General features: G+C 32.8%; 7 protein-coding genes. All 7 read left to right on the top strand.

Annotated elements, in window-relative coordinates; genetic code table 11:
- Window positions 1-187: 187 nt before the first annotated feature.
- Window positions 188-1,438: an efflux RND transporter periplasmic adaptor subunit gene (locus Q0912_RS02495; RefSeq protein ID WP_299111649.1), complete on the top strand. Its 1,251-nt coding sequence runs from the start codon at window positions 188-190 to the stop codon at window positions 1,436-1,438.
- Between the two features lie 27 nt (window positions 1,439-1,465).
- Window positions 1,466-2,143 carry an ABC transporter ATP-binding protein gene (locus tag Q0912_RS02500; RefSeq protein WP_299111652.1) on the top strand — a complete coding sequence of 226 codons (678 nt, stop codon included), beginning with the start codon at window positions 1,466-1,468 and terminating at the stop codon, window positions 2,141-2,143.
- A gap of 126 nt (window positions 2,144-2,269) precedes the next feature.
- Window positions 2,270-4,675: an ABC transporter permease gene (locus Q0912_RS02505; RefSeq protein ID WP_299111655.1), complete on the top strand. Its 2,406-nt coding sequence runs from the start codon at window positions 2,270-2,272 to the stop codon at window positions 4,673-4,675.
- 25 nt (window positions 4,676-4,700) lie between these two features.
- A complete protein-coding gene (locus Q0912_RS02510; RefSeq protein ID WP_299111657.1) occupies window positions 4,701-7,103 on the top strand; it encodes an ABC transporter permease in 2,403 nt (800 codons plus the stop codon).
- Between the two features lie 24 nt (window positions 7,104-7,127).
- Window positions 7,128-9,545, top strand: coding sequence for an ABC transporter permease (locus Q0912_RS02515; RefSeq protein WP_299111659.1), 2,418 nt, complete (start codon window positions 7,128-7,130; stop codon window positions 9,543-9,545).
- Window positions 9,546-9,572: 27 nt separating this feature from the next.
- Window positions 9,573-12,020 carry an ABC transporter permease gene (locus Q0912_RS02520; protein ID WP_299111661.1) on the top strand — a complete coding sequence of 816 codons (2,448 nt, stop codon included), beginning with the start codon at window positions 9,573-9,575 and terminating at the stop codon, window positions 12,018-12,020.
- Between the two features lie 168 nt (window positions 12,021-12,188).
- On the top strand, window positions 12,189-14,543 hold the full coding sequence (locus Q0912_RS02525; RefSeq protein ID WP_299111664.1) for an ABC transporter permease: 2,355 nt from the start codon (window positions 12,189-12,191) through the stop codon (window positions 14,541-14,543).
- Window positions 14,544-14,559 lie beyond the last annotated feature (16 nt).

Consider the following 14,559-nt stretch of genomic DNA (forward strand, 5'->3'; position numbering starts at 1 on the left):
ATATTACAATATATACATTGCTTAAAAAAATTAAATTATTGCTTTTTAAGAGTGTACATTTTCGAACATAAAGTGTATCAAAATCGAACACTTTTAGTTTTGATTAAAATTGTAAAGTATTGATTTATATGCATTTATTTTTTTGGCATCATCTTCACTATATATTTAATGTCATAAAACATACAAAATGGACGTACCAATTAAAAAGAAAAAATTCTCAAGTAAAAAATTAGGGCTTATAACGGGTATTTTAGCTTTTATAGCATTGATAGTTTATGTAATTGTTCAAACCTCTGGAGGCTCTAAATTGAATGTTGAAAAAGAGCGTATATCCATTTATACAGTAAGCAAAGATGTATTTCAGGAGAATATTCCGGTAAATGGTATTGTACTGCCAATAACAACAATTTATTTAGACGCTTTAGAAGGTGGTAGAGTTGAAGAAAAATTTGTCGAAGACGGTGCTATCCTGAAAAAAGGAGAACCCATTTTGCGCTTATCAAACACAGATTTAGAATTAAGCTTGGTCAATCAAGAAACAGCAGTTTACAATTTACTAACACAAATGCAGATTTCTCAGAATGCTGCACGTCAAAATACAATTAACAGACAGAATCAATTTACAGACGTTGAGAATAGTTTAATTGAAGCCAAACGTGTTTATGATTTAAACAAGCGCTTGTACGAAAAAGGTGCTATAGGGAGACAGGATTTTGAATCGTCTAAAAATAATTTCGATTATCAGAAGGAACGCATGAAGCTCGCAGAACAAGTATTATCGGAAGACTCTATTTCATCTAAACTCGAAATCAATCAAGCAAGAGATTCTTATGCCAGAACACAAAGTGCTTTGGAGCTAATGCGTAAAAAAGTAGGTGATTTAGTGGTGCGTGCACCAATTGATGGTCAGTTAACTTCTTTAGATGCTGAGATTGGTCAATCGATCACTAAAGGAACACGCTTGGGACAAGTAGATGTAACAAGCGGTTACAAAGTTAGAGTAGATATTGATGAGCATTATATATCAAGAATATACAACGGACAAATAGGGACTTTCAACCTTAATAACAAAACATACACTTTAGTTATTAAAAAGGTATTTACGCAAGTTGCCAATGGTCGTTTTCAGGTAGATATGAAGTTTGAAGGAGATGTACCTGTAGGGATTAGAAGAGGGCAAAATCTTCAGATACGCGTAGCACTAAGTGCAGAAAAAGAAGCGCTATTAGTGGCCAAAGGAGGGTTTTTTCAAAAAACAGGTGGTAACTGGATGTTTAAAGTAAGCGATGATGGAAATACAGCTTATAAAGTAGATGTAAGGTTAGGCAGTCAAAATACAGAATACTACGAAGTTCTTGAAGGCTTAAATCCAGGAGATAAGGTTGTAACATCGAGTTACGATTCTTTTGGTGATGTTGAAGAACTGATTTTAAAATAGAATACAATCAATTAAAAAATGAATACAATGATACAGATTACGGATTTAGAGAAGTTTTACAGAACAGAAGAAGTTCAGACTATTGCACTTAATAAATTGTCTTTTGGTGTAAAAGAAGGGGAGTTCGTAGCCATAATGGGACCTTCTGGTTGTGGTAAATCTACTTTGCTGAACATCTTAGGGCTTTTAGATGATCCAGATGGTGGAAGCTTTAAGTTTAATGGAGAAGAAGTCGCAGGATACAATGAGCGCAAACGTTCAGAATTACGCAAGCATAATATTGGTTTTGTCTTTCAGAGTTTTAATCTCATAGATGAACTTACCGTTTTTGAAAATGTAGAATTACCATTAATCTATACAGGTGTAAAACCTGCTGAGCGTAAAAAGAAAGTTGAAGCTGTTTTGGAGAAAATGCAAATAATGCATCGAAGAAATCACTTTCCGCAGCAATTGTCTGGAGGACAACAACAACGCGTAGCTGTCGCCAGAGCTGTAGTTAATAATCCAAAATTAATCTTAGCAGATGAGCCCACTGGTAATTTAGATAGTGTTAATGGTAATGAAGTAATGGACCTACTTATTGACCTCAATGAGGCAGGTACTACAATTATTATGGTAACTCATAGCGAGCATGACGCAAAGTATAGTCATCGTATCATTAGAATGTTAGACGGACAAAAAGTCACTGAGAATATATTGGCTTAATAAGAATTATCAATCAAAGAGGTGGTAAGCACTTCAGTATAAGATCAATCAACCAAAAAACCAATCAACTATACTGAAGTGTTACAGCCAAATCAATTAAAAAGCGAACAGTAATTCATAGAAATCATGCTTAAAAATTATTTCAAAATAGCGTTTAGGAATCTTCTAAAAAACAAAGTGTATTCATTTATTAACATATCTGGATTGGCTATTGGAATGGCAGCCACAATTCTTATAGGTCTATGGATATATGATGAACTTAATTATGATAGTTATTTTAAAGATAAAGCTACTATAGCTCAGGTTTTTCAGCATGAATCTGCTAATGATAATATAGGTACTGGACCTGCAATACCAAGGCCATTAGAGTTTGCTATGCGTGAAGAGTTTGGTGATAATTTTAAACATCTTATTATGTCATCTTGGAATTTTACAAGATACATTAGTTATGGTGATAAAAACATTAATGTTTCTGGTAATTACATGCAAGAAGGAGCTGTGGATATGTTAGAGCTTAATATCATCAAAGGTGATAGAGAAAGCCTTAAAGAGACTAATTCTTTAATGCTCTCTGAAGAGACTGCCAAAACTTTATTTGGTTCTGAAGATCCAATAGGTAAAATGGTTAAGATCAATAATGTTAATGCTGCAAAGGTTACAGCGATATACAAGGATTTGCCTGAGAATAACTCTTTTAATGGGTTAAAATATTTAATGCCTTGGAAGTTCTATTTGTCTACAGAAGAATGGGTAAAAAACTCAAAAAACCATTGGGGAAATAACTCGTTTCAAATGTTTGCTCAAATCAATAATAATACAACAATGGAAGCTGTTACAGCTAAAATTCTTGATATTAAGAAAAGAAATTCAGCAGATGAAGCGGAGTTTAATCCTGAAATTTTTCTATTCCCAATGAAGGATTGGTATTTGAGAGGAGACTGGGAAAATGGAGTGCAAACAGGCGGAAGAATTGAAAATGTCTGGTTATTTGGTGTTATAGGTATATTTATTCTCTTATTAGCTTGTATCAATTTTATCAATTTGAGTACAGCACGTTCTGAAAAAAGAGCTATAGAAGTTGGTATTCGTAAATCGATTGGATCTCAAAGAGGTCAGCTAATATTTCAATTTTTAACAGAATCATTTCTTATTGTTTGTCTGGCATTTATAGTTGCGCTTGGCATTGTTTTAGTGTCTCTAAATGGATTTAATAATTTAGCAAGTAAAGCCATTTTATTTCCTTGGGTCAATAGCTTATTCTGGCTGTCGGGATTTGTTTTTGTCCTAATAACTGCAATTTTAGCAGGAAGTTATCCAGCGTTGTATTTATCATCTTTTAATCCGGTAGCTGTATTAAAAGGAACGTTTAAAGCTGGTCGATATTCTTCATTACCTAGAAAAGTATTAGTGGTGGCACAATTTACTATTTCAGTAGCATTAATAATTGGCACTTTGGTCGTTATGGATCAGATTCAGTATAGTAAAGATAGACCAACTGGATATGATAAAAATGGTTTGGTACAAATTCCTGTAATGAGTTCTGAATTTGTTGGAAAACAAGACCTAATGCGCGAACAATTTATTGCATCGGGAGGAGCAACACATATGACAGCTATGAGCAGCCCAACTACTCAAGTTTGGTCTAATAGAAGTGGTTATACTTGGGATGGTAAACCAGAAGGGTTTCAAGAGGATTTAGCTTATACTTCTGTGCATTACGATTTTATAGAAACCTTGGGATTGAAGCTTGTTGAAGGTCGGGGGTTTTCAAGAGAATTTGCCACAGATTCTAATGCAGTAATTCTAAACAAAACAGCCGTTAAATATATGGGATTGCAAGATCCGACAGGTAAATATATTCGAGATTCGAACAACGATAATCCTAGTCCAGAATCAGCGTTAAAAATAATAGGAGTTATCGATGATATGATTGTTCAATCACCATATGCACCTGTAAAACAAGCTATGTATGTGTTTGAAAAATATGGTAATATCTCTTATTATAATTTAAGACTAAATCCACAAAATAGCGTTAGCAAAAATTTAGAATTAATTGAGAATACCTTTAAAACGAATTTTCCAAATGTGCCATTTGATTATCAGTTTGTAGATGAAGAGTATGGTAAAAAATTTAGATCAGAAGAACATGTAGCAAGTTTAGCTAGAGTGTTTACAGGCTTAGCTATTTTTATTAGTTGTTTAGGATTATTTGGTTTAGCATCTTTTGTTGCCGAACAACGTACTAAAGAAATAGGTGTTCGTAAAGTATTAGGTGCGTCAATAAGTCAATTATGGCTGCTACTCTCTAAAGATTTTATCACTTTAGTAACTGTGGCTTTGGTTATAGCTTCGCCTTTAGCATACTATGTTATGAGTGGTTGGCTACAGAAGTTTCCCTACCGCACATCATTGGGATGGGATATTTTTATGATTGCATGTATAGGAGCATTAATAATCGCCTTAATCACTGTGAGCTTTCAAGCTATTAAAGCAGCAACAGCAAATCCGGTAAAATCCTTGCGTACAGAATAATTATCATCAATCAAAATCAAATATTATGATTAAGAATTATTTCAAAATAGCAATCAGAAATTTAAAAAAGAATAAGCTTTACACAGGTATAAATATTTTTGGCTTGTCTATTGGTTTATCTGCATGTGTGCTTATTTCCTTATATATATCTAGTGAAGTAACCTATGATACATTTCACAAAAATTCTGATAGGATTGTTAGGGCAACCATGGAGTATAAATTGTCTAGTGAGATAAATACAGCAGCAGTTACTGGTACTAAAGTTGGCCCAGAGTTAACCAGAAGAATTCCTGGTATTGAAGATTATGTAAGGACATATGTAAGTGCTAGTGCTGTAAAGTATAATGATAAAATGTTTACAGAAGACCGCATTTTATTTGCCGATCCTTCATTTTTTAAAATGTTTTCATTCAATCTGTTACAAGGTGATACTTCTAGTGTATTAGATGCCTCAAATAAGATTGTACTTACAGCGTCAATGGCAAAAAAATATTTCGGAACGGATAATCCAATAGGTAAAGTTATAAATGCTTTTGGTAGAGATTTAGTGGTCTCTGGCGTTTGTATGGATACACCAAAAAACTCACAGATAAAATTCGATTTTGTAACACAATTCCTAAACTTAAACAATAGCGTTAAGCGAGAACAGTGGTGGTCAGCCAATTGGATTACTTATTTATTGTTGAAAAACTCTGCTAATAAAAATGCTATTGAGAAACAGATCAATGAGTATATGTTAACGGATCTTGTTAAGAAAGAGGCTAGCTTAGATGGTGGTGATTATTTAAAATTTAATCTAGAACCACTCTTAGATGTACACTTAAAGTCTGATTTGGCAGGTTTTGAACCCAATGGGAATATGACATATATTTATGTCTTTATCATTATTACGGTACTTATATTACTAATTGCTATTGCTAATTACACCAATTTAGCGACAGCACAATCTACAACAAGGAGTGGTGAAATTGGGGTAAGAAAGGTAATGGGTGCTTCAAAAAAACAAGTCTTTTTTCAATTTATAAGTGAAGCAACTATAGTAACAATTATATCTACACTAATAGCATTAGGAATAAGCATTCTGTTAATACCATATTTTAATACAATCACTGGGCAATCTTTTATGAGGTCAGAACTTGTGCAGCCATTACCATTACTGTTATTATTTATATTCTGTGTTATTGTTAGTACATTGGCAGGTTTGTACCCAGCATTGGTACTTTCTAATGCAAAAGTAATTTCTATTCTAAAAAAGGGATTTAGTTCAACTAATAGAAATGGCTCATTAAAAAAAGCCTTGATTATAGGGCAATTTGCTGTTTCTGTGTTCCTCATTATTTTCACTCTTATTATTGTACAACAGATGAATTACGTGCAGAGCAAAGATTTGGGTTACGATAAAGAACATGTAGTTGTATTACCAATTAGAGGAGAAATGCTTAATAATTTTCAATCTTTAAGAGAGGCATTTCAGCAGGTTGAAGGTGTAAAATCAGTAACAGCATCTTACGAAACTCCAGAATTTGTTGAATGGTCCGATGGTATATATACTGTTGATGAAAAAGGCGAGCATGATGTCTCTGTAAATGCTATGCCTGTAGATTTGGATTTTGTAAAGACTATGGGTATGAAATTGGTAGCGGGACGTGATTTCATTCAAACAGATTTTGCTTTAATGGATACGGTCACTTCAGGTAATAAAGATTATAGAGAACCCTATTTAATTAATGAAACATTGGCAAAACGTATAGGATGGACACCAGATGAAGCCATTGGTAAAACGATTTCAAAGCGTGTAGATGGACCAGTAGTAGGAGTAGTTGAAGATTTTCACTTCAGTAGTTTACATGAACCAATAGGACCGTTATTGATTTTTTTAGGTAGAGATTATTCGAGAAACTATATGCTTAGAATTACAAGTGAGAATATACAAGGTACATTGAATCGCCTCGAAAGCACATGGGCAGAACGTATATCTGCTATCCCATTTGATTATCATTTTTTAGACCAAGATTACGACGCACTTTATGAGTCAGAGAAACGAAGTTCAATACTTTTTTCTGTAGCTGCGGGTCTATCCGTTCTATTAGCGTGTTTAGGTTTATTTGGCCTGGTAGCTTTTAGTATTGTTCAGCGCACTAAAGAAATTGGAATACGAAAAGTGCTAGGGGCTAATCTTGGCAATATTATGATGTTGATAAGTAAGAGTTTTTTAATTCTAGTGATTATAGCTGTTGTCATTGCTTCACCTTTTGCATATTGGGTTTCTATGAATTGGCTTCAAAACTTTACTTATAGAATAGAACCACAGATATACATTTTTATAATAGCTGGCATCGTTACTGTAACGGTTACACTTGTGACTGTAAGCTATCATTCTTTGAGAGCAGCAATTGCAAATCCTGTGAAATCGTTAAGAACAGAATAATTGAACATCAAAAACGGATAAGTCATGATTAAAAATTATTTAAAAATCGCAATAAGGAATCTTTGGAAGAATAGAATCTTCACTTCGCTTAATGTTATTGGACTTACAACAGCATTTGGTGTGGCAATATTATTGGCTATGTATGTTGTATATGAACTTTCCTATGATCGTTTTCATGAGCATAGCGACAATTTGTATATGGTGTATTCTGAAGAGAGCACACCTAATGGTATAGAAGTTAATATTACTAAATCCGAACCTTTCTCATCTGCTCTAAGAAATGAAACAGTAGGGGTTGAAAAAATAACACGCTATAGAGGTTCAGGTGATTTATTGAGTTACCAAGACAAACAACTTTACATGAACACTGCTTATGTTGACCCTGAGTTTTTTGATATATTCAGTTTTCCTATAATTAAAGGAGATAAGAAGAATCCAATAACCTCAGAGTCATCTATTGCTATTACAGAATTTGCTGCAAAGCGAATTTTTGGTGATAAAAGTGCAATAGGGCAAACAGTTACCTTTCTTATAGATGGACAAGAGGAGCCTTTTAAAGTTAATGCTATTATAGAAGATTTCCCTAATACAAGTTCTATAGGTTTCGATATTATATTAAACTTTAAAAGTCAAGGTTATCATACTTATGAAAGGGTTATTAGTCGTTGGGATGTTGAGAATCATGAAGTATACATGCAACTTTCTAAAGAAGTTACTCCGAATCAGTTTGAAAGAAGCACTACGGACTTTACTAAACTACACTATAAAGAAGAGATTGAAAGTGCTAAACGAGATGGTGCTCAACCCAATAGTGAGGGCAATTACAGACAAATAAAGTTATTGCCTATAGCAGATATGAAGTTTGCAAACTTTAATCAAGGACCTGTTAGTGTTAATCGAACGATGCCTTATTTAGTATTAGGTATTGCAGTCTTAATTTTGTTTATCGCTTGCGTTAATTTTATAAATATGAGTATCGCTAAGAGTGATCAAAGATTGCGAGAAATAGGAATGCGCAAAACTTTAGGCGCAAATAAGAAACAATTATTCTTTCAATTTTGGGGTGAAAGTATTTTAGTGTTTATAATTTCTACTGGGTTTGGTATTTTGCTAGCCATGCTTTTGTTACCTCATTTTCAATTATTGTTCAGCACAAGAGCATCATTTGAAACTTTTTTAAACCCTTCTTTAATACTAATACTTACAGGAAGTGTTATTAGTATTACGTTAATAGCTGGTGGTTATCCTGCTGTATTAATGAGTCGCCTTGGTACATTACAAAGTTTAAAAGGAAAACTAGATAATAGAGGAAAAAATCACTTACGTAATAGTTTAATGGTGCTACAGTTTAGTATTGCTATTCTACTCATTAGTGGAACGTTAGTGCTTCAGAATCAAATGGAGTTTATGCGAACCAAGGATTTAGGTTTTAATAAAGATCAAGTGATTGCTTTTCCACTTAACGGAAAACGTAATGATCAACAAGCCATGCAGCTGCTTAGAGATACTCTAGAGGATAAAACCAATATTTTGAGTGTGTCAGCATCAAATAATATTTTAGGAATTGGTAAAGATGGCTCGCGATCTACTAGTATTCTCGGGTTTGAACATAAAGGACGAGGAGTAGAAACCCACATGTTGGTAGTTGATGCCGATTATGTTGAAACTTTAGATGTAAATCTGTTAAGTGGTAGGTCTTTTAAGAAGAATTTGCCTAGTGATAGCTTATCGGTTATTATCAATCAATCAATGGCTAAACAATTAGGTGAAGAAGATATATTAAACTCTAAAATATATCTTGAAGATAAGTTTTTTACTATTGTTGGAGTTGTTGAGGATTTTAATTTTCAAGAGTTAGATAGACATATAGCACCAATGACACTTTTTGCATTACCAAATTGGAATCTAACAAATGTTTATGTAAAAGTTACCCCTGAAGATTTAGAGCAATCTTTTTCTATTGTTAAAGCAGCATGGGCTTCCATAGAACCAAATGCAGAATTTCAGGGGTCATTTTTAAACGAGAATATTGATAGAACATTACGTAATGAGCGAAATATGATAACAATGATAGGTAGCGGATCTATTTTAGCTATTACTCTAAGTTGTATAGGTTTATTTGCTATGTCATTACTAATTGTTGCACAACGTCAAAAAGAAATAGGTGTTCGTAAAATTGTGGGAGCAAGTGTTTCTGCAATTACTATACTTTTAACAAAAGACTTTTTAAAATTAGTAGCCTTAGCTTTTTTTATAGCAACTCCAATAGCTTGGTTGATCATGAATAAATGGTTGCAAAACTATGCTTATCACATAGAACTCAATATTTTGATATTCCTTATTGCTGGCGGAATAGCATTATTAATAGCTATGCTAACTATTGCAGGGAAAACCATCAAGGCAGCAACATCAAACCCCGTAAAAGCATTAAGAACAGAATAATTGCCATCAAGTAAAAACCGAAGCGTTATGATTAAGAATTATTTCAAAATAGCATGGAGAAACATAATGAGGAACAAGGTGTTTTCTTTTATAAATATTATTGGTTTAACTATAGGTTTAAGTGCTTCATTTGTCATAGGGCTTATGATTTATTACGATTATACTTTTGATAATTTTCATAAAGATGGAGATCGTATTTATAGAATAGTAACAGATTTTAAAGCGCCAGAAGGTGAGTTTTATAACTCTGGTGTTACAATAGCATTAGAAGATGCAATAAATAGTAATATTAATTTCGAATTAGTAAGTGGCTTTTATATTGAAAGACCTTCGAAAGTTGAAAATAAAGAGAACGATATTGAAGTGAAATGGCCTAATCATGTCATATATACAAATGAAGATTATTTTAACCTGTTTGATTACAAGTTTATTGCTGGACATAAATCTGATGCGTTATCTAAGCCTAATTCTGTCATTTTAACTAAAGCTAGAGCTGCATTATACTTCCCTAAAATGTTGCCTTCAGAAATTATTGGTAAAACACTTGTTTATAATGATTCAATTAATATATCAGTTAGAGGAATCGTTGAGAATTTCAAACAACAATCAGACTTTGTATTTCAAGAGTTTATATCCCATCCTACAATTTTACAAACCAGATTACGAGAAGATTTTCAAAATAAAAATTGGAATAATACAAATTCAGCATCTCAACTTTATGTGAAAATTTCTGAAAATGGAAATTTGAATGAAATTCAAAAGCAATTAGATGCTTTAGCTTTAGAACATTTAGACGAAGAAGCTATAAAATATAATCAGTCTAGACAATTTGTTTTGCAGCCACTTAGAGATATTCATTTTAATGATAAATATGGTATTTATGATTGGACGCAAGGTCAAGCAAGTAAGTCATTACTTAGAAACTTAGCATTAATAGCTATTTTTTTATTACTTCTTGGTTGTGTTAATTTTATAAACCTTAACACAGCCCAAGCTACGCAACGTGCTAAAGAGATAGGTGTTCGTAAAACTCTGGGAGGCTCCAAAAAACAGTTGATAGTGCAGTTTATGGGAGAGACATTTCTTTTGGTTGTCATTTCTTCCGTACTATCTTTAATCTTATCAAGATGGTTAATTAGTATATTTTCCGATTTTGTTCCTCAAGGATTGAGTTTTGAACTTTTTAAAGCACCATTAGTAATATCTGGGATTTTAGTTCTATTGCTCATTGTAACATTATTATCGGGTTTTTATCCTGCATTTATGCTATCAAAATTCAATCCTGTTTCTGTATTAAAAAATCAAATAGTGGTCAACGGTAATAAAGCTAAACTAAGAAAGGTTCTAACTGTTTTTCAATTTACGATAGCTCAGGTTTTTATTATTGCAACATTATTAGTAGGTAAGCAAATTAATTATTTACTAAACAAGGATATGGGTTTTAAAACTGATGCCATAATTTCTGTTTACAGTCCACGAAGTGAAACGGAACTCTCTAAAAAAGAATTATATACTCAAAAGTTAAAAGCAATACCTCAAATTAAAGGTTTAAGTATTGGTGGTAATCCACCAGCATCATTTTCTACCAATTCAACTAATGCAACATTTATAGATGGTGAAAAAGAAATACAAACTGGCTTGCAGTTTATACATGGGGATACAAACTATTTAAACGTTTTTGAACTTAATTTATTAGCGGGTCGTACACGCAGAAATGATACGGTTAAAGAGTTAGTTGTTAACGAAACATTTGCTAAAAAAATAGGTTTTTTAAATCCTATTGATGCTGTAGGAAATAGTGTGATTCTTAGTGATGAAAATGTACCAATTGTTGGTGTTATGGCAGATTTTCATCAACGATCGCTTAGAACAGGTATTGAGCCTATGGCATTGATAGGGGATTGGTATCGACCACGATTTAGTCAATTTCAAGCTGTTCATATGTCTTTAAAGAGCGAATCCTCTGAAAACTTAAGGATGACACTTAAAAAAATTGAAAATGAATATAAGTCTGTTTATACTGAGGTTGAAGATTTTAGATTGGTGTTTATGGATGAAACTGTTCAGCAATTTTATAATCGAGAAGAAAAGGTGTCCAGACTTTTAAATTGGGCTACTGGTTTATCTATTTTAATTAGTTGTTTAGGACTATTTGGGCTTGTTATTTATACTACTAATAGACGTGTAAAAGAGATAGGAGTAAGAAAGGTGTTGGGCGCTTCATTGCTACAAATAAACACTTTGCTTTGTAAGGAATTTTTGACTCTTGTTGCTATTGCATTTATAATCGCTATACCAATTGCATGGTATGGTATTAGTAATTGGCTCCAAGATTTTGCCTATAAGACAAGTATTGGCTTTTGGGTGTTTCTAATTAGTGGGTGTGCAATGCTATTGTTTGCGCTTATAGTAATTAGTATTAAGACTTTACAAGCAGCAAATGCTAATCCTGTTAATTCCTTAAGGTCAGAATAAGCTAAAATTTTATGTGTTCGATTACGAACAAATAGTGTATCAAAATCGAACACTTTTAGTTTCTGTAATATTTATAAATGTTTGATTTGTAGCGAGTTGATTTTTTGGCATCATCTTCACTATACTAAAGTAGGTAAGATAAATCCCTATCGTCAAAACAAAATAATTATGATTCTTAATTATATCAAAATAGCATTTAGGACTTTATTGAAGAATAAAGGTTACAGTTTCTTAAACATTTTCGGTTTAGCTATTGGAATTACCTGTGCGACTCTAATCTTTCTATGGGTCGAAGACGAACTAAGTTTTAATAGCAATTTCGATAAGCAAGACCAAGTTTATTACGTGCCTACAAATCAAAATTATGAAGGAGAATGGCGTACATTTTATGCAACACCTGGTCCACTAGCTAAGGACATGAAAGATGATATTCCTGGGATTTTAAAAGCTACAAAGTCTAGTCTTCAAGAACGTTTGTTTGCTGTTGGAGATAACTCTATAACAAGAAGAGGTCGCTATGCTGATGAAGACTTTCTAGATATCTTTAGTCTGAAATTTATAGAAGGAAATAGAGAAAATGCTTTTTCTAACCCTGAAGCTATTGTATTAACTCAAAAAACAGCTGAAGAGCTTTTTGGCAAGGAAGAAAAAGCTTTAGGTAAAGTAATAAGAGTAAGTAATAAGGATAGTTATTTAGTGACAGGTGTTGTTGAGAATATGCCTGATAACATAACATTCCCTTTTGATTGGGTGGCACCGTTTGACCGGTATGGCCTAGGTGAAGAATGGACAAGAGTATATGGTAATAATTTTTCAGATACGTTTGTTTTATTATCACCTGAGGCTAATTTTGAAATAGTATATGCTAAGGTTAGAAATATAATTGCTACTAAAGCCGATTTTACAGATGACTATGCGTTTTTACATTCTATTAAAGATTGGCATTTACGTTCAAAATTTAAAGATGGAAAAATAGTCGGAGGCCGAATTACTTATGTACGTTTGTTCACAATTATAGCTTTTATAATTTTATTAATCGCTTGTATAAATTTTATGAACTTGTCTACAGCGCGAAGTGAAAAACGGGCAAATGAAGTCGGTGTGCGCAAAGCAATGGGGTCAAGTCGTTCAAGATTAGTTACCCAGTTTATTACTGAAGCAGTATTGTTAGCTTTTATATCTGTAGTTTTTAGTGTTCTATTGTTGGCCATAATATTACCACAGTTCAACTTAGTTATCGAAAAAGACTTGTCTTTAGGACTAACAAACCCAATGCATCTTTTTGTTTTATTGAGTATAACACTGATTTGTGGGATTTTTGCTGGCTTGTATCCAGCGTTTTATTTGTCTTCATTTAAGCCAGTACACGTATTAAAAGGGCTAAAAACAACACAGGGTTCAGCTTCATTTATTCGTAAGGGATTAGTTGTAGGTCAGTTTACCATTTCTATAGTCTTTATCATTTTTACAATATTGGTATATCAACAAATTCAACATGCAAAAAATCGAGAGTTAGGCTATGATAAAGATCAATTATTATCAATGCGGATTAATGGAGACTTTATACCAAAATTCGATTTGGTTCAACAAGAATTAATTAGAACAGGTTCAGTAAAAAATGCAACACTTTGTAATTCTCATATTTTATCAGGCGGAAATAATGGTTCGGGTTTTACCTGGAAAGGTGGTACAGATACAGAAGACGTTTTAATCTCTTTTAGAAATGTAACGCAGAGCTTTTTTGAAACAACTGGAATGGAAATTATTGAAGGTAGGGGTTTTAGTAGCAATGTTGAAGCTGATAGCTCTTATGCTTTAATCTCTGAATCATTAGCAAAAATGATGGGTAATGAAAACCCAATTGGAAATATTATAAGTCGAGATGAAGATACTTTTGAAATTATTGGAGTTGTTAAAGATTATGTTTATGGGGATATGTTTGAGTCTAGTGACCCTGTATTATTTATGCATTATCCATATTACACAAGATATATGTACATAAAAACTATGGATGGCGTTCCTGTTGACAAAGCATTATCAGATATTGAAGCCGTTTTAAAAAAGCATAATCCAGCTTACCCATTTGAATATACTTTTATTGACGAAGCTTTTGATGCTAAGTTTAAAAACGAACAGTTAGTTGGTGAATTATCTCAAATTTTTGCCATACTGGCTATACTTATTTCTTGTCTAGGATTATTTGGCTTAGCAGCATATACAGCTGAGCAGCGAAGGAAAGAGATAGGTGTCCGTAAAGTTTTAGGAGCGAGTGTTTCGGGTATAGTTAAGCTGCTTTCAAAAGATTTTATAAAGCTTGTGAGCATTTCAATCTTAATAGCAATACCTATAGCATGGTATTTTATAAAAGATTGGCTTCAAGATTATTCTTATCGTATAGAAATTAATTGGTGGATTTTCTTCATAGCTGGGTTAATGGCCATAATTATAGCTGTGCTCACAGTAAGTTTTCAAGCCGTAAAAGCTGCCATTGCAAACCCTGTAGATAGTTTAAAAACGGAATAATTATCATCAATCAAAA

Origin of the sequence: uncultured Winogradskyella sp. (genome assembly GCF_947498345.1) — a bacterium.
Classification (GTDB): Bacteria; Bacteroidota; Bacteroidia; order Flavobacteriales; family Flavobacteriaceae; genus Winogradskyella.